Raw genomic sequence first — 20,796 nt, 5'->3', positions numbered from 1 at the left:
GGCATCGGATAATGGGTCAACGGGCAGTCGGTGTACGGACCATCGGGCTGCGTCGGGCCGCGCGCGCGGAGTACCCTTCCGTGATCACTGGAGACGGGCGTCCAGACGCAGAAGGCGGTGCACGGGTGAGCTCGGGAGGTCTGGAGCTGCCCCCTGGTGACAGCGGGCACGAGGGTGGCCCGGCGGACGCCCCTGGAAGCGCGCAGGCCGGGGTGCCGGCCGGGGCGGTGTCGCTGGCCCCGCCGGAGACCGGCGGGGCGCGGACCGGTGCGGAACTGGACTGGGGTGCGGACGCCTGGAGCGAGGTCCGTACCCGCGCGCAGCGGGCGGGACGCGCCTACATCTGGCTGAACCTCATCGAGCAGCGGCTGCGGGCCGTCGTCGGCGCGGTGCTCAGGCCGATCTACGAGCCCGTGCACGGCCAGGACGACTGGGTCGTCGCGGCGGCCGGGCCCGCCGGGCAGGAGTGGGTCCAGCGGGCGGTCGCCGTCCGCGAGGTCAGCCGGCGCAAGGGGTACCTCCTGGACCCGGCCGACGACAACGTACTGAGCTTCCTGACCCTGCCCCAGCTGCGGGAGCTGATGGTCCAGCACTGGCCTTGCTTCGAGCCGTACTTCGACGACCGCCGGGAGATCGAGCTGGCCCTCGACGAGCTGGAGGTCACCCGCAACGTGGTCTCCCGCAACCGGGCGCTCTCCCGGCCCGTCCTCGAACAGGCGGAGCGGGCGTCGGCACGGCTGCTGGAGGTGCTGGGCGGCGGCGCGGGCAGCCCGGGGGCGGACCGGCTGCCGATCGACGCCGTCGAGGACCTGGTGGGAGACCGGTACGCCGACGTCATCTCCGTCCACCCCGACCGGGTACGGCTCCAGCGCCAGCTGCCGGCCGAGGACCTGTTCGGGGGTGCGCGGCGACTGGACGCGATCGGCATAGGCCTGAACCTGCTGGTGCAGAACTTCTCCGGCCGAAGACTCGTCCGGCTCACGGAGGCGGGGTGCCGGGTACGGCTGCTGTTCCTGAACCCGGCGAGCAGCGCCGTCAAGCGGCGCGAGCGGGAGCTGGGGCTGCGCAAGGGCGAGCTGAGCCGGTCGGTGGAGATGAACATCCTGCACGTGCGGCGGGTCCGGGCGGGGCTGCGGGACGCGTCGCGGTTCGAGATCCACGTGTTCGACGAGACTCCCCGCTTCACCGCGTACCTGGTGGAGGGGGAGTCCTCGGGCATCGCGGTGGTCCAGTCGTACCTGCGGCGGGCGCGGGGCATGGAGGCCCCGGTGCTGGTGCTGCGCGGGGGCGGCCGGGGGGTCCCCAAGGACGCCGACCACGGACTTTTCACCACGTACCGGGAGGAATTTGAGTCGGTTTGGGAGGATTCCCGGCCGGTGTCCTGACTGTCAGTGCCCCATGGCAGGCTGAAAGTCGTTGACCGGAAGTCTGTACGGGGGAGGGACGCCATGGCGGCGTGGCACGGGGGAGCGCTGGTCGGATTCGATCTGGAGACGACGGGCACGGAGCCGGGGGAGTCCCGGATCGTGACGGCCGCGGTGGTCGAGGTGCACGGCGACGAGGTGCGGGAACGGCGTGCCTGGCTCGCGGACCCGGGGATACCCATCCCGGAACAGGCCTCGGCGATCCACGGCATCAGCACGGCGCGGGCCGTCGCGGACGGCCGGCCGGTACGGCAGGTCACCGACGAGGTGGCGGCCGTCCTGACGGATCACTGGCTGCGCGGTTCGGTGGTCGTCGCGTACAACGCCGCCTTCGATCTGACGCTGCTGACGGCGGAGTTGGCCCGGCACGGGCTGCCGTCCCTGGCGGACAGGCTGGGCGGGGCGCGGACGGGGCCGGTGGTGGACCCGCTGACCATCGACCGGGCCGTGGACCGCTACCGCCGCGGGAAGCGGACCCTGGAGGCGGTGTGCGGGGTGTACGGGGTCGTCCTCGACGCCGCGCACGACGCGGGGGCGGACGCGCTGGCGGCGGTCCAGGTCGCGCGGGCGATAGCCGCCCGGCATCCGGAGGTGGCCGCACTCAGCCCGTCGGACCTGCATGACCGCCAGGGCGCTTGGCACGCCCGCTGGGCCCGGGACTTCCAGTCGTACCTGCGGGGCCAGGGCAGCCCGGACGCCGTCATCGACACGGCGTGGCCCCTTCGGGGGCTCGTGGCGGCCGGGGCCTGAGCCCCGAAGGTGCGTCCGCGGGGGCCGGGTGGGATCAGAAGGGGTGCCAGCGGGTTTCGGTGTCGCCGTCGCGGAGCGAGGTGACGCGGCGGTGGAACTCCGCGCGGGCCGCCGGGGAGGCCGGGGTGTGCTGGGCGACCCATGCGCAGCTCGCCGTCTCGCGCGCGCCGCGCAGCACCGCGCAGCCGGGCCACTCGCGCACGTCCCACCCGTACGCCGTCACGAACTCCTCGTACGACCGGTCGGGCAGCCCGTACCGGTCGCGGGAGAGCGCCATCACCACCAGGTCGTGCTCGCGCAGGTCGGCCGATACGGTCTCCAGGTCCACCAGGACCGGCCCGTCCGGCCCGACGTGCACGTTGCGGGGCAGGGCGTCGCCGTGGATCGGCCCGGGCGGCAGGTGGGGGGTCAGCGCGGCCACCTGACCGGCGTAGGCGTCGCGCCGGGCCCGCAAGTAGGCCGCGTCGGCCGGGTCGACGGCGTCACCGGCGAGCCGGAGCCAGCGTTCGACCCCGCCCAGCAGGTCCCGCGCCGGCATCGCGAACGGCGGTGCGGGCAGGGCGTGGATCCGCCGCAGGAGGAGCGCCAGGTCGTGCGGGGCCGCCGGGCGGACCGCCGGCGGGAGGCGGTGCCACACCGTCACCGGGTGCCCGTCCACCAGCCGGGCCCCGGGCTCGGCCGCCCGGACCGCGGGAACCCCGCTCGCGGCGAGCCAGTCCGCGACCGCCACCTCCCGCTCGGCCCGCTCCAGCAGCGCCGCCTCCCGGCCCACCTTCACCACCAGGTCACCGGCCACGAAGACGGCGTTCTCGCCGAAGGCCAGCAGTTCGGCCACGCCGGCGACCCCCGCCGCCGCCAGTACGTCCCTGGCCCGCGCCTCGTCCATGCCGCCGTCCCGCCCGTCCCTGTCCGGATCGTCCCCTGCCACCACGTCCCGGCCAGTCTGCCATCCCCGCCGGTGGCCGGCCTGACCCGCCGTCACCGTGTGGTCCGGGACGGCCGGTGGGACGGCCAGTGGGACGGCCGGCAGGGCGGCTCACACGTCGGAGTGAATCCGTTTGCACGAGACGTATCGTCTCGTTATGGTCGGGCTCGTGACCACAGCCAAGCCCGCACACATCGCCATGTTCTCCATCGCAGCCCACGGGCATGTGAACCCGAGCATCGAAGTGATCCGGGAACTCGTCGCCCGCGGTCACCGCGTCAGCTACGCCATTCCCGCCCCCTTCGCCGACAAGGTCGCCGAAACCGGCGCCACCCCCGTCGTCTGGCGCTCGACGCTGCCCACCGACGACGAACCCGAGGCGTGGGGCACCGAACTCATCGACCACCTCGAACCCTTCCTCGAAGACGCCGTCCAGGCACTGCCCCAACTCGCCGCCGCCTTCGAGGGCGACGAGCCGGACCTCGTCATCCACGACATCACCGCCTACCCGGCGGTCGTCCTCGCCCGCCGCTGGGGCGTCCCCGACGTCTCCCTCTCCCCGAACCTGGTCGCCTGGACCGGCTACGAGGAGGAGGTCGCCGCGCCGATGAAGGAGCAGCTGCGCGCCACCGAGCGCGGCCGGGCCTACTACGCGCGCTTCCGGGCCTGGCTGGACGAGAACGGCATGGAGGACGACCCCGACCGCGTGGTGGGCCGGCCCCGCCGCAGCATCGTGCTGATCCCGAAGGCCCTCCAGCCGCACGCCGACCGCGTGGACGAGTCCGTCCACACCTTCGTCGGCACCTGCCAGGCCGACCGCGGCGCCACCCAGGGAACCTGGCGGCGGCCGGCCGCCGCCGAGGGAAAGAAGGTGGTCCTGGTCTCCATGGGCTCCACCTTCACCAAGCTCCCCGCTTTCTACCGCGCCTGCATGGACGCCTTCGCGGAGCTGCCCGACTGGCACGTGGTCCTCCAGATCGGCAAGTTCACCGACGAGGCCGAACTCGGCGAGATCCCCGCCAACGTCGAAGTCCACCGCTGGGTCCCCCAGCTGGACATCCTGCGGCAGGCCGACGCCTTCATCACCCACGCGGGCGCCGGCGGCAGCCAGGAGGGCATGGCGACGGGCACCCCCATGGTCGCCGTCCCCCAGGCCGTCGACCAGTTCGGCAACGCCGACATGCTCCAGGGACTGGGCATCGCCCGGCACGTCCCGATGGACGAGGCCGACGCCCCTACCCTGCGCGACGCCGTCCTCTCCCTCGTCGGCGATCCCGAGGTCGCCGCACGCGCCGAGGCCATCCGCGCGCAGATGGCCGGCGAGGGCGGTGCCCGGCAGGCCGCCGACCTCATCGAGGCCGAGCTGCCCTGACGCGCCGTGCCGCTCCCGTCCGCGCCGCCCGCCGGCACCGTCAGTGGGGCGCCCTATCGTTCGGGACATGAGCCCTCAGCCCACAGCCCGCACGACCTACGCCGCCCTGCTGCGCGGAATCAACGTCGGCGGGAGCAAGAAGGTCCCGATGGCCGAGCTGCGCGCCGTGATGGAGCAGCTCGGCCTCGACGACGTACGGACGTACCTCCAGAGCGGCAATGCCGTGTTCAGCAGTACGGAACAGGATCCCGACGCGCTCGCCCGCCGGCTGGAGGCGGCCATCGAGGCGCACTTCGGCTTCCCCGTCCCCTGCCTCGTCGTGGACGGCCCCCACCTGCGCGCCGTGGCCGAAGCCTGCCCGTTCCCCGCGGCCGAACTCGAAGGCAGGCAGCTGCACGTCACGTTCCTCTCCGCGCAGCCCTCCCCGGAGCGCTACGCGGCCATCGACGCGCGGGCCTTCCTCCCCGAGGAGTTCCGCCTCGGCGACCGCGTGGTCTACCTCTACGCACCGGGCGGCCTCGGCGTCTCCAAACTGGGCGAGGTGCTCCACAGACCGGCCCTCCTCAAGGGCCTCGACGCGACGACCCGCAACTGGAACACCGTCGTCAAGCTGGTCGAGTTGACCCGGGACTGACACGGCCGGCGCGGCCGGAGCCCCCCCTCCCGGCGCCGGGAGGGGGATGTGCCAGGCTCGGGGCATGCGGTACATCATCATCGGCGCCGGGGCGATCGGCGCGACCATCGGCGGGCGGCTCGCGGAAGCGAGCCTGGACGTCGTCCTCGTCGCCCGGGGCGCGCACGCCCAGGCCCTCGCGGCGGACGGGCTGCGGCTCACGACGGCCGGGGGTGAGCGGGTCCACCGGCTGCCCGTCGTCACCGGCCCGGCGGAGCTGGGCGAACTGCGGCCGGACGACGTGCTGCTGCTCACCGTGAAGACCCAGGACGCGATCGCGGCGCTGGACGCGTGGGGCGACGCGGAGGTCGCGGGCGGCGGCACGGCCGCGCAGCGCCTGCCGGTGCTGTGCCTCCAGAACGGCGTGGAGAGCGAACGGCTGGCCCTGCGGCGCTTCGCGCGCGTGTACGGGGTCTGCGTCTGGCTCCCCGCCACCTTCCTGGAGCCGGGTGCGGTCTCGGCACTGTGCGCACCGCTGACCGGCATCCTGCACCTGGGCCGCGCGGCCGGGGGGAGCGACGCCCGGGCGCGGGCGATCGCCGCCGACCTGGAGAAGGCGGGCTTCGGGGCGCCGGTCGTCGAGGACGTGATGCGGTGGAAGTACGCGAAGCTGCTGGGGAACCTGGGCAATGCGATCCAGGCGACGACGGGGCCGGAACCGGATCCGGCGAAGGCGGCGCTGCTGCTCAGGGCGATCCGCGAGGGCAAGGCGGTGTTCGCCGCCGCCGGGATCGGCTACGCCTCCGACGCCGAGCAGTCGGCGGCGCGGGACGGGAAGGTCGAGCAGCCGGCGGGGGTGCGGGGCGGGTCGTCGTGGCAGAGCCTGGCGCGCGGGACGGGGTCGGTGGAGGCGGACTACCTCAACGGGGAGATCTGCCTGCTGGGTCGGCTGCACGGGGTGGCGACGCCGGTCAACGAGACGCTGCGGCACGCGGCGAACATCTTCGCGCGGGAGGGGTTGCCGCCGGGGGCGATGGCGGCCCTGGACCTGACGGCCTTGGCCGACGAGGCGGTTGCCCGGGGGTAGCGGCCGGGTGCCGGTGCCGGTGCCGGTGCCGGTGCCCGTGCCGGTGCGGGGTGGCCGCTGCGCGGGGCTGCTCCCCGACCCGCCCTTCCTCCGTTCACCGGGGCTCCGCCCCGGACCCCGTACGTGGGCTCCGCGCCCGTGCCCTCAAGCGCCGGGCGGGCCGGGGTGCGCCCGGCCGGCCGGGGGCGTTCAGGCCGACAGGGCCGGGGCCCGGACCGGGGTCAGGGCGGCCGCGTCGTAGCGGTGGAGGAGGAGGCGGGCCAGTTCGGGAGCCGCGCCGAGGACGGGGGACACGAGGTCCGCGCCCGCGGCCTCCGCGCCCGCCGCGATGCGGTCCGGGAGGCGGCCGGGGGCGATGACGTACGGCGCCACGGCCACCCGGCGTGCTCCCTCGGCGCGCAGGGCCCGTACGGCGTCCTCCGTACGGGGCAGGGAAGCGGAGGCGAACGCAGGCCGCACGGCGCACCAACCGGTGTGCCGCCACTCCCGCGCGATTTCAGCGATCACTGCGATCGCCTCCGGGTCTGAGGAACCGGCGGACGCGAGCACCACACCGGTGCCGGCGCGGTCCGCCGGGGCGAGGCCCGCTTCCGCGAGGCGCCGCTCCAGGGCGCGGACCAGCAGCGGCGACGGGCCGAGGACGTCCGCGACCCGGACCGAGAGGCCCGGCAAGCGGGTGGCGGCCTCCGCCAGCACCGCCGGGACGTCCGTCTTGGCGTGGAACGCCCGGGTGAGCAGCAGCGGCAGCGCCACGACCTCACGCACCCCCGACAGGTGGAGGCGGGTGAGGACCTGCGGCACCGACGGGGCGTTGAAGTCCAGGAACGCCGTCTCCACGCGCAGGCCGGGCCGCTGCGCCCGCGCGCGCCGGGTGAGGGCGTGCACGGTCGCGGCGTGCCGCGGGTCGCGGCTGCCGTGGGCTATGACCAGGAGTACGGGGGAACGGGACACGGTACTCAGCTCAGCTCTTGACCAGCAGGCCGCGGCTGCGCAGCACCCACCGCTCGACCGGGCTGAAGATCAGCAGGTCGATGGCGATGCCGACGAGGAGGATCAGGATGATCGCGAGGAACACGCCCGGCATGTCGATGTTGTTCCGGCCGTTCTCCAGCAACTGGCCGAGGCCCAGGCCCAGGTCGGGGGAGGAGGCGATGATCTCGGCGGCCATCAGCGAGCGCCAGGAGAAGGCCCAGCCCTGCTTGAGACCGGCGAGGTAGCCGGGCAGCGCGGCGGGCATGACCACGTGCCAGGTGCCCTTGAGCCCGGTGGCGCCCAGAGTGCGGCCGGCCCGCAGGAACAGCGGCGGCACCTGGTCCACGCCCGACACCAGGCCGTTGGCGATGGACGGCACCGCACCGAGCAGGATGACGGCGTACATCATCGAGTCGTTCAGACCGAGCCAGATCACCGCCGGCGGCACCCACGCCACGGAGGGCAGGGACTGGAGTCCGGACAGGATCGGGCCGATCGCGGCGCGGACGAACTTCACCCGCGAGACCAGCAGGCCGAGCGGGGTGCCGATGGCCAGCGCCAGCAGGAAGCCCAGCAGACCGCGCGAGACGCTGGTCCAGACGACATCCAGCAGGGTGCCCTTGAGCCACATGTCGGTCACGCCGTCCCACACCGCGGACGGCGAGGGCAGCTTGGTCTCGTCGGTGACGTGTGCCGCGACGAGGACCTGCCAGACCACGAGGACCAGGCCGACGGCGACGGCCGGCGGCAGGATCTTCTTGAGGAGGACCTCACGGACCGGGGTGCGGTGGGTCTGGACCGCGTCGAGCGCGTCCAGGCCGGCCTCCAGGCCCGCCAGGTCGTCGCTCTTGGCCTTGGGGGCGGTGTCAGTGCTGGCCATGGCGGCGGATCTCCCCACGCAGGTGTTCAGTGATCTCCAGGGACAGCTCCGCGACGTCCGCGTCCTCGATGCGGCGCGGCTGCGGGATGTCCACGGTCCATTCCTCGGCGACCCGGCCGGGCCGCGAGGACAGCAGGACCACGCGCTGGGCGAGGCGCACGGCCTCGCGGACGTTGTGCGTGACGAACAGGACGGACAGGCCCGTCTCCTCCCAGATCCGGGTCAGCTCGCCGTGCAGCACGTCCCGGGTGATGGCGTCCAGCGCCGCGAACGGCTCGTCCATCAGCAGCAGCCGGCTGTCCTGGGCCAGGGCGCGGGCCAGGGCCACGCGCTGGCGCATGCCGCCCGACAGCTCGTGGACCCGCTTGCCGTACGCCCCGCCGAGCCGGACCAGCTCCAGCAGCCGCTCCGCCTCCGGCTTGCGGTCGGCCTTGGCGACCCCGCGCAGCCGCAGGGCCAGTTCGATGTTCTTGCCCGCCGTGAGCCAGGGGAACAGCGCGTGCTCCTGGAACATCAGGGCGGGGCGGCCGGCGGTCTCGATGCTGCCCGCGCTGGGCGCGTCGAGTCCGGCGACCAGGTTGAGCAGGGTGGACTTGCCACACCCCGAGGCTCCCAGGAGGGTGACGAACTCTCCCGGGGCGACATCGAGGCTGATGTCGTCCAGGACGAGCTGCGGTCCGGCCGGGCCGGGGAAGGACTTCGAGACGTGCTCGATGCGCGCGGCGTGCGTCCGCTCCGCTACCGCACCCTCGGCAGCCTTGGCGAGCGTGGTGGCCATGGTCGTCACCTCCTGGGGGATTCGGGTTACGGACTTACTTGGCGCCGAGACCGGCGTCGGAGACCTCGGGCTTGCCGGCGGCCTTGAGCACCTTGTTCAGGAGCGTCAGGTCGTAGATGCCGGTCAGGTCGGGCTGCTCGATGAGCTTGGCCTTGACCGCCCAGTCGGACTCCGTCTTGAGGGTGCCCGCCAGCGGGTCGTCGGTGACGAGGATGCTCGGCCACGCCGGGTCGATGACCTTCGCGTCGAGCGGCTTGCCGCCGTCCGCCGCCAGCTTCGCGTTGGCGGAGGCCTTCGCCTTCTCCGGGTTGGCGTTGATCCACTCGTTCGTCTTGACCGTGCCCCTGAGCACGGCCTCGACCACGTCCGCGTGTTCCTTGAGGAACTTCTGCGACACGATGACGTTGGTGATCACGAACTTCTTGTCGGGCCACAGGGACGTCTCGTCGAGGAGCACGGAGCCGCCGTCGGCGACCAGCTTGGAGGCCGTGGGCTCCGGCACCCAGGCGCCGTCGATCGAACCCTGCTTGAAGGCGTCGGGGGTGACCTTGTTGTCGGTGCGGACGACGGAGACGTCACCCTTGCCCGACTCGGGGTCGACCGACCAGCCCTTCTGGGAGATCCAGTTGAGGAACGCGACGTCCTGCGTGTTCCCCTTCTGCGGGGTGGCGATCTTCTTGCCCTTGAGGTCGTCCAGGGTCTTGATCTTGTCCGGGTTCACGACCAGCTTGACGCCGCCCGAGGCGGAGCCGGAGATGATCCGGAGGTTCTGGCCCTTGGACTTCACGTAGCCGTTGATCGACGGCGAGGGGCCGATGAAGCCGATGTCGAGGGAGCCGCCGTTGAGGGCCTCGATCTCCGACGGACCGGCGTTGAAGGTCTGCGGCTTGACGGCCGTGCCGCCCAGCTCCTTGGCGATCAGGCCCTCCTGGAGACCGACCAGGGCGGTGGCGTGCGTCAGGTTCGGGAAGTACCCGATGCGCACCTCGGTGGCGGAGAGCTTCTTGGCGTCCGCGGCGGGCACGGCGGCCGGCTTGGCGTCGTCCTTCGCCTGGGAGCCGTAGCCGCAGGAGGCGAGCGCGCCGATCAGGAGGGGCAGGGCAGCGGCGGCGACGACGCCGCGGCGCAGGGTCTTACGGGCGGTGGTACCGGTGGCAGGCACGGGAGGGCTTCCTCTCGGGGCGCCGTGGGGTCACGGCGCGGGTCTTCGTCTGCGGAGCAGGGGCGGGCAGGGCTGGTGGGGGGTGTGGGCGCGCATGCGGTGCGCGTACGTCATCACGCACATCGCCCCACCCCTCCCTGGCCGCTGCCGAGGTGGCCGCTGCCCACGCGGCCGCCTTCCTTGGCGAAGGTCGAGTAGATGTCGGCGAACACGGTCAGAAGTCCCATCCCGCGTCATCGGCCCGGACGGCCTCGGCTTCGGCCTCGTGGGCGTGGGCCGCGAAGGCCTCGCCCGCCATGCCGGCCGCCAGGGTCGTCCCGTCCGCCGGATCGATCAGCAGGAAGGACCCGGTGCGGCGCGAGTCGGCGTACGCGTCGAGCGCGAGCGGCTCCGCCGTACGGACGACGACACGACCGATGTCGTTGGCGACCAGCTGCCCGGGCTCCGGGTGCTGGGACAGGTCGTCCAGGGTCAGCCGCGAGGGGATCTCCTTGACGATCGCCTTGACGGTGCGCGTGGTGTGCTTGAGCAGCACGCGCGCGCCGACGGCCAGCGGCTGGTCCGCGACGTGGCACACCGTCGCCTCGACGTCCTGCGTGGTGGCCGGGGCGCTCGCCGAGGGGGCGATCAGGTCACCGCGCGAGATGTCGATGTCGTCCCTCAGCCGCACCGTCACCGACTGGGGCGCCCACGCGATGTCGACGGACTCGCCGAGCGCGTCGATGCCCTCGATGACCGAGGTGCGGCCCGACGGCAGGACGGTGACGGCCTCGCCGACGCGCAGCACGCCGGAGGCGATCTGGCCCGCGTAGCCGCGGTAGTCGGGGTGCTCGGCGGTCTGCGGCCGGATCACGTACTGGACCGGGAAGCGCGCCGGGCAGGCGGTCAGGTCGTGGCTGACCGGCACGGTCTCCAGGTGCTCCAGCACCGTCGGGCCGCCGTACCAGTCCATGTGCGCCGAGGGCTCCACGACGTTGTCGCCGGCCAGGGCCGAGATCGGGATCGCGGTGATCTCCGGCACGCCCAGGTCCGAGGCGTACGCGGTGAACTCCTCGGCGATCTTCGCGAAGACCGTCTCCTCGTAGCCGACGAGGTCCATCTTGTTGACGGCGAGGACCACGTGCGGGACCCGCAGCAGCGCCGCGACGGCCGCGTGGCGGCGGGTCTGCTCGATGACGCCGTTGCGGGCGTCGACCAGGACCACGGCCAGGTCGGCGGTGGACGCCCCGGTGACCATGTTGCGGGTGTACTGCACGTGCCCCGGGGTGTCGGCCAGGATGAACCGGCGCCGGGCGGTGGCGAAGTAGCGGTACGCCACGTCGATGGTGATGCCCTGCTCCCGCTCGGCCCGCAGGCCGTCGGTGAGCAGCGCGAGGTCGGGGGCGTCCTGCCCGCGCCGGGCGGAGACGGCCTCGACGGCCTCCAGCTGGTCGGTCAGGACCGACTTGGAGTCGTGCAGGAGCCGTCCGACCAGCGTGGACTTGCCGTCGTCGACGGAACCGGCGGTCGCGAAGCGCAGCAGCGTGGTCGCTGCCAGGTCGTCGAGCCCGGCGACCTGATCGGTGGTGGAGGTCATTTCTAGAAGTACCCTTCGCGCTTGCGGTCTTCCATCGCGGCCTCGGACATCTTGTCGTCGGCGCGGGTCGCGCCCCGTTCGGTGAGGCGGGAGGCGGCGATTTCGGTGATCACGGCGTCCAGCGTGGTGGCGTCGGAGTCGACGGCACCGGTGCAGGACATGTCACCGACGGTGCGGTAGCGGATGAGACGCTTCTCCGTCGTCTCGCCCTCCTTGGGGCCGCCCCATTCGCCGGCCGTCAGCCACATGCCGCTCCGCTTGAACACCTCGCGCTCGTGGGCGAAGTAGATCTGCGGCAGCTCGATGCCCTCGCGGGCGATGTACTGCCACACGTCCAGCTCGGTCCAGTTCGACAGCGGGAACACGCGCACGTGCTCGCCCGGTGCGTGGCGGCCGTTGTAGAGCTGCCACAGCTCGGGGCGCTGGCGGCGCGGGTCCCACTGGGAGAACTCGTCGCGCAGGGAGAAGACGCGCTCCTTGGCGCGGGCCTTCTCCTCGTCGCGGCGGCCGCCGCCGAAGACGGCGTCGAACCCCAGCTGCTGGATCGCCTCGGTCAGCGGAACGGTCTGGAGCGGGTTGCGGGTGCCGTCCGGGCGCTCACGCAGCTTGCCGGCGTCGATGTACTCCTGGACGGAGGCCACGTGCAGGCGCAGGCCGTGCTTCTCGACCGTGCGGTCCCGGTACTCCAGCACCTCGGGGAAGTTGTGGCCCGTGTCGACGTGCAGCAGCGTGAACGGCACCGGCGCGGGCGCGAACGCCTTGAGCGCCAGGTGCAGCATGACGATGGAGTCCTTGCCGCCGGAGAAGAGGATCACCGGCTTCTCGAACTCGCCCGCCACCTCGCGGAAGATGTGCACGGCCTCCGATTCGAGGGCGTCCAGGTGCGACAGCGCGTAGGGAGCGTCGGTCCCCTCGTGCAGGTGGGCGACGGTCGTCATGCCAGACCCCTCTCGGTGAGCAGCGCGTACAGGGCCGAAGCCGACTCCTGCACGGACTGCGTGTGCGACTCGATCCGCAGGTCCGGGGAGTCCGGAGCCTCGTACGGGTCGTCGACCCCGGTCAGACCGGAGATCTCGCCCGCCGCCTGCTTGGCGTACAGGCCCTTCACATCCCGCTCGGAGCAGACCTCGACCGGGGTGGCCACGTGGACCTCCAGGTAGGCGGTGCCCGCGGCGGCGTGCCGCTTCGCGACGGCCTCCCGGCTGTCGGCGAACGGCGCGATCACCGGCACCAGCGCCTTGACGCCGTTGCTGGCGAGCAGTTCGGCGACGAAACCGATCCGCTGCACGTTCGTGTGCCGGTCCTCCCGGCTGAAACCCAGGCCGGCGGAGAGGAACTCGCGGATCTCGTCGCCGTCGAGGACCTCCACGCGGTGGCCCTCGGCCCGCAGCCGCTCGGCCAGCGCGTACGCGATGGTGGTCTTGCCCGCGCTCGGCAGCCCGGTCAGCCACACGGTGGCGCCCTGGTCGCTCACGCTCATCGTTCTCGTCTCCGTCGGTTCTTCGATGTCGGTCATCAGCCGTGCAGTCCGCACTCGGTCTTGGCCCGCCCGGCCCAGCGGCCGGCCCGCGCGTCCTCGCCCTCCGCCACGCGGCGGGTGCAGGGGGCGCAGCCGACGGAGGCGTAGCCGTCCATCAGCAGCGGGTTGGTCAGTACGCCGTGCTCCGCGACGTACGCGTCCACGTCGTCCTGCGTCCAGCGGGCGATCGGCGAGATCTTGACCTTCTGCCGCTTCTCGTCCCAGCCGACCACGGGGGTGTTCGCCCGGGTCGGGGACTCGTCGCGGCGCAGGCCCGTCGCCCACGCCTGGTACGCGCTCAAGCCCTCTTCCAGCGGCTTGACCTTGCGCAGCGCGCAGCACAGGTCCGGGTCCCGGTCGTGCAGCTTCGGGCCGTACTGGGCGTCCTGCTCGGCGACGCTCTGGCGCGGGGTGAGGGTGATGACGTTGACGTCCATCACGGCCTCGACCGCGTCGCGGGTGCCGATGGTCTCCTCGAAGTGGTAGCCGGTGTCGAGGAAGACCACGTCCACGCCCGGGAAGGCGCGGGACGCCAGGTGGGCGACGACCGCGTCCTCCATCGAGGAGGTGACGGCGAACTTCTTCCCGAAGGTCTCGGCGGCCCAGGTGAGGATCTCCAGCGCCGAGGCGTCCTCGAGGTCGCGGCCCGCCTGCTCGGCCAGTGCCCTGAGGTCCCCGGCGTCCTGCGTCGCCGTTTCCCGAGTCGTCGTCATATCGCTTCCCCTCCGGGCCCGTCGGACTGAACACCCCGGGCGAGCAGCCCGAGGTACCTCAGCTGGAAGGCCCGGTTGCAGGCCCTGCATTCCCAGGCGCCGTGACCCGCCTCGTGGGGGAACAGGTCCTCGTCGCCGCAGTACGGGCAGTAGAACGGTGCGGCGCGCTCGCTCATGACAGGCTCTCGTCGCTCGCGCGGCCGACCCAGGCGGCGAAGCGCTCGCCGTCCTCGCGCTGCTCCTGGAAGCGCGTGACGACCCGCTCCACGTAGTCCGGCAGGCCCGCCGAGGTGACCTTGAGGCCGCGGACCTTGCGGCCGAAGCCGGCCTCCAGGCCGAGCGCGCCGCCGAGGTGGACCTGGTAGCCCTCGACCTGGTTGCCGTTCTCGTCGAGGACCAGCTGCCCCTTGAGACCGATGTCCGCCACCTGGATACGCGCGCACGCGTTCGGGCAGCCGTTGATGTTGATGGTGAGCGGCTCGGCGAAGTCCGGCAGCCGGCGTTCGAGCTCGTCGATGAGCGAGGCGCCGCGCGCCTTGGTCTCGACGATGGCCAGCTTGCAGAACTCGATGCCGGTGCAGGCCATCGTGCCGCGGCGGAACGGGGACGGCTTGACCCGCAGGTCCAGCGCCTCCAGGGCCTCGACCACGGAGTCGACCCGGTCCTCGTCGATGTCCAGCACGATCATCTTCTGCTCGGCGGTGGTGCGCAGGCGGCCGGAGCCGTGCTGCTCGGCCACGTCCGCGATCTTGGTCAGGGTGGCCCCGTCGACGCGGCCGACCCGGGGGGCGAAGCCCACGTAGAACCGGCCGTCCTGCTGCCGGTGCACGCCGACGTGGTCGCGCCACTGGCCGGAGGGCTGCTCGGGTGCCGGGCCGTCGGTGAGCTGCCGCTTGAGGTACTCGTCCTCCAGCACCTGGCGGAACTTGGCCGCGCCCCAGTCGGCGACGAGGAACTTCAAGCGGGCGCGGGTGCGCAGGCGGCGGTAGCCGTAGTCGCGGAACACCGAGATGACGCCCTCGTAGACGTCCGGGACCTCGTCCAGCGAGACCCAGGTGCCCAGGCGCACGCCGAGCTTGGGGTTGGTGGAGAGGCCGCCGCCGACCCACACGTCGAAGCCGGGGCCGTGCTCGGGGTGGTTCACGCCGACGAACGCGACGTCGTTGATCTCGTGCGCCACATCGAGCAGCGGAGAGCCGGAGACCGCGGACTTGAACTTGCGGGGCAGGTTGGAGAAGGCCGGGTTGCCCACGATGCGGCGCTGGATCTCGTCGATGGCGGGCGTGCCGTCGATGATCTCGTCCTCGGCGATGCCGGCGACGGGCGAGCCGAGGATGACGCGGGGGGTGTCACCGCAGGCCTCGGTGGTCGAGAGGCCCACGGCCTCCAGACGGCGCCAGATCTCCGGGACGTCCTCGATCCGGATCCAGTGGTACTGCACGTTCTGCCGGTCCGTGAGGTCGGCGGTGCCGCGGGCGAACTCCTCGGAGATCTCGCCGATGACGCGCAGCTGCCCGGTGGTCAGCCGCCCGCCGTCGATGCGGACGCGCAGCATGAAGTACTTGTCGTCCAGCTCCTCCGGCTCCAAGATCGCGGTCTTGCCGCCGTCGATCCCGGGCTTGCGCTGGGTGTAGAGGCCCCACCAGCGCATCCGGCCGCGCAGGTCGTTGGGGTCGATGGAGTCGAAGCCGGTCTTGGAGTAGATCGTCTCGATGCGTGTCCGCACGTTGAGACCGTCGTCGTCCTTTTTGAACTGCTCGTTGCCGTTGAGGGGGGTGTGGTGTCCGACGGCCCACTGGCCCTCACCGCGGTGACGGCCGCTCTTGCGGCGCGCGGCTGCGGCCGCGGGCGCGGCGGCTGCGGGCGTTTCGGGGGTGGCGGCCATGGCGGTACGTCCTTCTTCGGCGGCTCAAGGCAGGGGCAGGGGGAGCGGCGGCGTGACCCCTGCACGCTGAGCGGGTGTGGCTGATGGCCGCGCCGTGGCCGGTTGTGCCGGCGGGCAGGGCGGATTTCAGCCGTCAGGGGGCTGGCGGAGGCCGTACGGCCTCGGGGTCGACGCGTCCGCGGCAGCGGGGACGGCGGCGATGTGCGGCGGTTGCTGGTTCGGTCAGCGCGCCGGACAGATGGCGCTGGACATGCGGCCGAGGTCGACGTGCCGCCGACTCACCAAGGCAATTCCAGCTCCATTCATGGCGGAAGCGTGGCACGGGCCGATTGGAGGAGTCCACTAGTGTCCAGGATTCGGACGATGTGGTCTCGAATTGTGGAACAGGGTGATGTGGATCACGTCGACCGGATCCGGAACCCCGGCGTCCGTTTCCGGTCAGCGTGACGCCGAAACCGCCGGCCGGGGCGTTTCGGGCGCGACGGACCGGAAGGGCGCCGAAGTCTCGACACCCGCCGCCGAGGGCCCGTCCTCCCGCAGTCTCTCAAGCTCTGGGCCGCCGGGGGACGGGGCGGGTACGTAGGGGGGCTGGACGACGCCCGGTGGCTGCGCGGCGCCGAAATCGCTGGAGATCACCCCGGCCGTCATGACCAGCGGGGGCTGCGGGCGCGGCACGTGGACCACGGCCTTCCACGTGCCGTTGCGCCGGTCGACCTCGGCGAGGGCGGCCGGCCAGCTCGAACGCTCATCGGGCCGTCGGACCAACGCGAAGACCGTCGAACCGGCGTCGAGCCCGGTCACCGTTCCCTCGAAGTCGACGAGCACGGCCGGCGCGGGCGCGGCGGGATCGTCGTGCTCCCGGGTCAGATGGATGCCCACCACGGGCCCTGTCACCGGAGGACGGGTGGTCGGTGAGGCGCTGGCCGGAGAAGGGGTGGGTGCGGGGTGCGGCTCCCCTGGTGTCCGGGCGATGAGCGCCACGACGACCGCGGCCACGGCGGTGATCAGGGTGCCCAGCAGGCCCTGCCAGCTGTACATGCGGGCCAGCAACCCGCGTCGGCGGCCGGGGTCGGAGGGATGCCGTTGAGCACCCCCGGAGGGCTCGCCGTCCTCGTCGGCCGGCTCTGGTGGACGTGCGGCACTCATGACCCTCGCCTACGTTCGACGGAGGTCCAGCATGCGCCCGCACGGGGACCGCCGCCGTGGCGCCACGCCGAGCCGCGCGTACCCCGGGCCAGGGCTACGCCCCCGGCCAGGGACCCGGGGTCGGGGTCGGCTGCTTCTCCTCCGTCTCGGTCCTGAACACCTTGAAGCCCCGGCGCAGGTAGTTGTCCATCGCCGTCGGGCCGTCCTGGCTGCAGGTGTGCAGCCACACGCGGCGCGTGGGCGCCAGGCCGGGCCACCGCTGCGCGAGGTCCCACGCGCGGGCCGTGCCGACGGTCAGCAGGTGGCCCCCGATGCGGCGGCCGCGGAAGTCCGGCAGGAGACCGAAGTAGACGATCTCCACGTCACCGCCGGGCTGCGGTTCGAGTTCGACGTAGCCCGCCGGCGTACCGCGGTCGTACGCCACCCACGTCTCCACGCCCGGCCGCCCCAGCTGCTCCGCCCACTCGGCGCGGGTCAGCGACAGCCGGTCCGTCCAGTGGATGTCGCCGCCCACCGAGGCGTACAGGAACCGGCTGAACTCGGGCGAGGGGACCTCCGCCCGGGCGATCGTGATCTCCGGGCCGGGGCCGGCCGCCGGTACGAGGTCTTGCGGCGAGGTCATTTCCAGGGACCAGGTGGTCAGCGTGATGGTGCTCATGCCGGTCAGGGAATCACATGACCTCCCGGGGCCCCCAGTCACCCGTCCCGCCCAGGCGGGCCCGCACCACCGCGGGCGCCGTGGAATGGGGCAGCAGCTGCGCGGGGACCGCCGGACGGATCAGCTCCACCTCCACGTCCTGCGCGAAGCGGTACGGCCGGTGCGTCAGCACCCCGGCGAGGTTGCGGCGCACCCGGGACATCTCCGCGCGGACGGTCACCGTCCGGCTCGGGTCACCGAACAGCTCGGCGGCCAGCTCGGCCGCCGAGCGCCCCCGCGGGCTCTCCGCCAGCAGGAACAGCAGCTCCGCGTGGCGCGGGCTCAGCTCCAGCGACCAGCTGCCGGCGGCGCCGTAGACGGTCGCCGACCACGACCCGGCCCGGCTCAGGTCCAGGACCACCCGGCTCGCGGCCCCGCTGCCGGCACGCGACTCCTCGATCCGCAGCAGCCAGCCGCCCGGCAGCGGCTCCACCGCGCAGTGACCCAGCTGCGGCACCCACACGCGCCCCGGCCCGAACCCCTTCGGCAGCGGGATCCGGTCCGCCGGGGCCAGCCCCGTCGTGGCGGCCGTCCAGCCCTGGGGGTCGACGGCCACCGCCCGCCCCGGCAGCCGCGCCAGCAGCGGCGCGGCGACCGTCCGCAGCCGCTCCAGGGACTCCAGGTGCCGGATCCGCAGCTCGCGCTCCGCGAGCCGGGCCACCGAGGTCACCCAGGCCAGCGTCGCCGGGTGCATGGTGGCCAGCGGTCCGCTGACGTCGACCACCCCCAGCAGCCGGCCGTCCCTGGGGTCGCGGACGGGGGCCCCGGCGCAGGTCCAGTCGTGGTGGCTGGAGACGAAGTGCTCCGCCGAGAACACCTGGACCGGCCTGCGGGTCACCAGGGAGGTGCCGACCCCGTTGGTGCCGACCACCGCCTCCGCCCAGTCGGCGCCCACCGCGAAGCCCAGCCGGTCGGCCCGGCGCAGGATCGAGGAGTGCCCCTCCCGCCACAGCAGCCGCCCGTCCGCGTCGGCGACGACCATGATGTGCAGGGCCTCGTCCAGCGCGGGCAACAGGCCCTCGCGCAGCACCGGGAGGATCTCCCGCAGCGGCGAGACCTGCCGGCGTTCCTCGGTCTCGGCGGCCGACAGCAGCCGCGAGCGCGCGTCGCGGTCCGGGTGCACCCCGCCGGCCATCATCCGCCGCCAGGATTCGGCGATCTCCGGGCGCGGGGCGGCCGGCAGGCGGTCACCGGCCAGCGCGGCCGCCCGTACGCCCTTGAGCAGACGCGCCGCCTCACGCGCGTCCATGGCGGAGATGCGCGCCACATCGACCGTGCTGGCGGTGTCGGCCACCGGAACCTCCCCGTGGACAGTCAAGGAGCTGACTGCGTGACTCGTTCGACCGGTTACTGGTTCGACTGGTTCCGGAGGCGAAGGGTTGCAACGGTATGCAACCCTCGCCAACCTCCGGTCGCCCGACCGAAACTATCGGCACGCCGCCGAGCGGCGTGACAGCTCCTTCCTCGGGGCTTCTCGGACCAGGGGCGGCGCCGAGTCGGCGCGGCGCCGCCCCCGGTCTCGGGTCAGCGGGCACGGATCCCGGCGCGGAACGGTTTGGGGACCGCTCCCGGCCAGCGATCCGGGCCCGTGCACCACCCGCCGGCACCGGCCGGCGATCCGGGCAGTGCACCGCCCGCTCTCAGCCGGCGATCCGGGCCCGTTCCACCACCGCTCCCAGGCCCAGGCTGTGCGGCAGCGTCCCGAAGGCCGCCCCCCAGTCACCGCCGAGGCGCGAGGCGCAGAACGCGTCCGCCACCTCCGCCGGGGCCCACCGCACCAGCAGCGACCCCTGCAGCACCAGCGCCATCCGCTCCACCACCCGCCGGGCACGCGCTTCGATGCCCTCCAGGTCCGCGAGGTCCGTGAGCAGGTCCTTGACGGCCGCATCCAGCCGGTGATCGGCGCCCCGGGCCAGCCCCACCTCCTGGAGGAACGCGTTCAGCGCCTGCGGCTCCCTCTGGAGGGCGCGCAGCACGTCCAGGGCCTGGACGTTGCCGGACCCCTCCCAAATCGAGTTGAGCGGGGACTCGCGCAGCAGGCGCGGCAGCCCCGACTCCTCCACGTAGCCGTTGCCGCCCAGGCACTCCAGGGCCTCCGCCACCATCGGCGTGCACCGCTTGGTCACCCAGTACTTGGCCGCCGGCACCGCGAGGCGCAGGAACGCCCGTTCCTGCTCCGTACCGGCGTCGTACGCGGCCGCCAGGCGCAGCGTCAGCACCGTCGCGGCCTCCGACTCCAGGGCCAGGTCGGCCAGCACGTTGCGCATCAGCGGCTGCTCGATGAGCCGCGCCCCGAAAGCGGAGCGGTGCTCCGCGTGATGGACGGCCTGCGTCAGCGCCTGGCGCATCAGGGAGGCCGAACCGATCACGCAGTCCAGCCGGGTCGCCGCGACCATCTCGATGATGGTCCGCACGCCCCGGCCCTCCTCGCCGACGCGCTGCCCCCACGTCCCGTCGAACTCCACCTCGCTCGAAGCGTTCGACTTGTTGCCCAGCTTGTCCTTGAGCCGCTGGATCGCGAAGGCGTTGCGGGTGCCGTCCGCCAGCACGCGCGGCACCAGGAAGCAGCTCAGCCCGCCGGGGGCCTGCGCCAGCACCAGGAAGCCGTCGGACATCGGCGCGGAGCAGAACCACTTGTGCCCCGTGAGCACGTACTCGCCGGACGCGTCCAGTGGTTTGGCGACCGTCGTGTTCGCCCGTACGTCGCTGCCGCCCTGCTTCTCCGTCATGCCCATGCCGAACAGGACGCCGGCCTTCTCCCCGGGCGGCCGCAAACCCTCCTCGTACACGTGCGAGGTCAGCCGCGGCTCCCACTCGGCGGCCAGTTCCGGGTCGGTTCGCAGCGCCGGCACCGCCGCGTGGGTCATCGAGATCGGGCAGCCGTGCCCCGACTCGGCCTGCGACCACAGGAAGAACCCCGCCGCGCGGCGCAGGTGCCCGGCCGGGCGGCCCCACGCGTCGGTCAGCCCGGAGGTCACCGCGTGCCCCAGCAGCCGGTGCCACGCCGGGTGGAACTCGACCTCGTCGATCCGGTTCCCGTAACGGTCGTGCGTGCGCAGCACGGGCGGGTTCGCGTTCGCCTGCACTCCCCAGAGCTGCGCCTGCTCCGAGCCGGTCGCACGACCCAGGGAGGTGAGCTCCTCCCGTACCTCCGCCAGGAGCGCGGGGGGCGCGTCGGCAAGGTGGCGCTCGACGCCCTCGGACAGGGCCCGGTCGCCGGCGTACGCGTCGTAGCCCACGAGGGGCGGAGCCTGATTGGTCACTGTGTGGGTGGTGGCTGCCATGCGGATACCGTAA

The 20,796-nt window shown here is 73.0% G+C and carries 21 protein-coding genes; 5 read left to right on the top strand and 16 right to left on the bottom strand.

Annotation, left to right across the window (positions count from 1 at the left end; translation table 11 throughout):
• Positions 1 to 125 precede the first annotated feature (125 nt).
• Together OG861_RS07425 and OG861_RS07420 are read left to right on the top strand one after the other, a co-directional pair.
• Complete coding sequence (locus OG861_RS07425; protein WP_329199298.1) at positions 126 to 1,385, top strand: SAV2148 family HEPN domain-containing protein; 1,260 nt, start codon at positions 126 to 128, stop codon at positions 1,383 to 1,385.
• Positions 1,386 to 1,448: 63 nt separating this feature from the next.
• A complete protein-coding gene (locus tag OG861_RS07420) occupies positions 1,449 to 2,174 on the top strand; it encodes an exonuclease domain-containing protein (RefSeq protein WP_330261530.1) in 726 nt (241 codons plus the stop codon).
• Positions 2,175 to 2,208: 34 nt separating this feature from the next.
• Here the strand turns inward: OG861_RS07420 and OG861_RS07415 are convergent, their stop codons facing one another.
• Positions 2,209 to 3,060: a phosphotransferase enzyme family protein gene (locus OG861_RS07415; RefSeq protein WP_330261962.1), complete on the bottom strand. Its 852-nt coding sequence runs from the start codon at positions 3,058 to 3,060 to the stop codon at positions 2,209 to 2,211.
• 196 nt (positions 3,061 to 3,256) lie between these two features.
• Between OG861_RS07415 and mgt the strand changes: the two genes are divergently transcribed.
• The 3 genes from mgt to OG861_RS07400 all read left to right on the top strand — a co-directional run bounded on the left by mgt (position 3,257) and on the right by OG861_RS07400 (position 6,171).
• Positions 3,257 to 4,471, top strand: coding sequence for a macrolide-inactivating glycosyltransferase (gene mgt, locus OG861_RS07410; RefSeq protein ID WP_330261529.1), 1,215 nt, complete (start codon positions 3,257 to 3,259; stop codon positions 4,469 to 4,471).
• Positions 4,472 to 4,538: 67 nt separating this feature from the next.
• Positions 4,539 to 5,105, top strand: coding sequence for a DUF1697 domain-containing protein (locus tag OG861_RS07405; RefSeq protein ID WP_330261528.1), 567 nt, complete (start codon positions 4,539 to 4,541; stop codon positions 5,103 to 5,105).
• A 64-nt stretch (positions 5,106 to 5,169) separates the two neighbouring features.
• Complete coding sequence (locus tag OG861_RS07400) at positions 5,170 to 6,171, top strand: ketopantoate reductase family protein (protein WP_330261527.1); 1,002 nt, start codon at positions 5,170 to 5,172, stop codon at positions 6,169 to 6,171.
• A 189-nt stretch (positions 6,172 to 6,360) separates the two neighbouring features.
• On the opposite strand, the gene OG861_RS07395 is transcribed toward OG861_RS07400, so the two are convergent.
• The 15 genes from OG861_RS07395 to OG861_RS07325 all read right to left on the bottom strand — a co-directional run bounded on the left by OG861_RS07395 (position 6,361) and on the right by OG861_RS07325 (position 20,783).
• Entirely contained in the window at positions 6,361 to 7,122 is a 762-nt protein-coding gene (locus tag OG861_RS07395) for a sirohydrochlorin chelatase (protein WP_330261526.1), read from the bottom strand.
• 10 nt (positions 7,123 to 7,132) lie between these two features.
• The gene (locus tag OG861_RS07390) at positions 7,133 to 8,023 is read right to left on the bottom strand and encodes an ABC transporter permease (protein ID WP_329199307.1); all 891 of its coding nucleotides are present in this window, start codon (positions 8,021 to 8,023) and stop codon (positions 7,133 to 7,135) included.
• Complete coding sequence (locus OG861_RS07385; RefSeq protein ID WP_329199309.1) at positions 8,010 to 8,801, bottom strand: ABC transporter ATP-binding protein; 792 nt, start codon at positions 8,799 to 8,801, stop codon at positions 8,010 to 8,012. The genes OG861_RS07390 and OG861_RS07385 overlap by 14 nt, the downstream gene beginning before the upstream one ends.
• A 34-nt stretch (positions 8,802 to 8,835) precedes the next feature.
• On the bottom strand, positions 8,836 to 9,963 hold the full coding sequence (locus tag OG861_RS07380) for an aliphatic sulfonate ABC transporter substrate-binding protein (RefSeq protein WP_330261525.1): 1,128 nt from the start codon (positions 9,961 to 9,963) through the stop codon (positions 8,836 to 8,838).
• A gap of 214 nt (positions 9,964 to 10,177) precedes the next feature.
• Positions 10,178 to 11,539 (bottom strand): sulfate adenylyltransferase subunit 1, encoded by a 1,362-nt coding sequence (locus OG861_RS07375; RefSeq protein ID WP_330261524.1) that lies wholly within the window; start codon positions 11,537 to 11,539, stop codon positions 10,178 to 10,180.
• Between the two features lie 2 nt (positions 11,540 to 11,541).
• The gene (gene cysD / locus OG861_RS07370; RefSeq protein ID WP_329199315.1) at positions 11,542 to 12,477 is read right to left on the bottom strand and encodes a sulfate adenylyltransferase subunit CysD; all 936 of its coding nucleotides are present in this window, start codon (positions 12,475 to 12,477) and stop codon (positions 11,542 to 11,544) included.
• Positions 12,474 to 13,019, bottom strand: a complete 546-nt coding sequence (gene cysC / locus OG861_RS07365; RefSeq protein WP_329202528.1) for an adenylyl-sulfate kinase — start codon at positions 13,017 to 13,019, stop codon at positions 12,474 to 12,476. Before cysC ends, cysD begins: the two co-directional genes overlap by 4 nt.
• 35 nt (positions 13,020 to 13,054) lie before the next feature.
• Complete coding sequence (locus OG861_RS07360; RefSeq protein WP_329199317.1) at positions 13,055 to 13,771, bottom strand: phosphoadenylyl-sulfate reductase; 717 nt, start codon at positions 13,769 to 13,771, stop codon at positions 13,055 to 13,057.
• A complete protein-coding gene (locus tag OG861_RS07355) occupies positions 13,768 to 13,947 on the bottom strand; it encodes a hypothetical protein (RefSeq protein WP_329199319.1) in 180 nt (59 codons plus the stop codon). The genes OG861_RS07360 and OG861_RS07355 overlap by 4 nt, the downstream gene beginning before the upstream one ends.
• Entirely contained in the window at positions 13,944 to 15,656 is a 1,713-nt protein-coding gene (locus OG861_RS07350) for a nitrite/sulfite reductase (RefSeq protein ID WP_329199321.1), read from the bottom strand. The genes OG861_RS07355 and OG861_RS07350 overlap by 4 nt, the downstream gene beginning before the upstream one ends.
• Before the next feature lie 222 nt (positions 15,657 to 15,878).
• Positions 15,879 to 15,962, bottom strand: coding sequence for a putative leader peptide (locus OG861_RS07345; RefSeq protein WP_312847410.1), 84 nt, complete (start codon positions 15,960 to 15,962; stop codon positions 15,879 to 15,881).
• A 132-nt stretch (positions 15,963 to 16,094) separates the two neighbouring features.
• Positions 16,095 to 16,802 carry a hypothetical protein gene (locus OG861_RS07340; RefSeq protein WP_330261523.1) on the bottom strand — a complete coding sequence of 236 codons (708 nt, stop codon included), beginning with the start codon at positions 16,800 to 16,802 and terminating at the stop codon, positions 16,095 to 16,097.
• 94 nt (positions 16,803 to 16,896) lie between these two features.
• A complete protein-coding gene (locus tag OG861_RS07335; protein ID WP_330261522.1) occupies positions 16,897 to 17,460 on the bottom strand; it encodes a GNAT family N-acetyltransferase in 564 nt (187 codons plus the stop codon).
• A 13-nt stretch (positions 17,461 to 17,473) separates the two neighbouring features.
• A complete protein-coding gene (locus tag OG861_RS07330; protein WP_330261961.1) occupies positions 17,474 to 18,748 on the bottom strand; it encodes a GAF domain-containing protein in 1,275 nt (424 codons plus the stop codon).
• A 391-nt stretch (positions 18,749 to 19,139) separates the two neighbouring features.
• Positions 19,140 to 20,783 (bottom strand): acyl-CoA dehydrogenase family protein, encoded by a 1,644-nt coding sequence (locus OG861_RS07325; RefSeq protein ID WP_330261521.1) that lies wholly within the window; start codon positions 20,781 to 20,783, stop codon positions 19,140 to 19,142.
• Positions 20,784 to 20,796 lie beyond the last annotated feature (13 nt).

This window comes from Streptomyces sp. NBC_00539, from assembly GCF_036346105.1.
Classification (GTDB): Bacteria; Actinomycetota; Actinomycetes; order Streptomycetales; family Streptomycetaceae; genus Streptomyces.
This window is presented reverse-complemented; position numbering and strand designations above follow the sequence as displayed.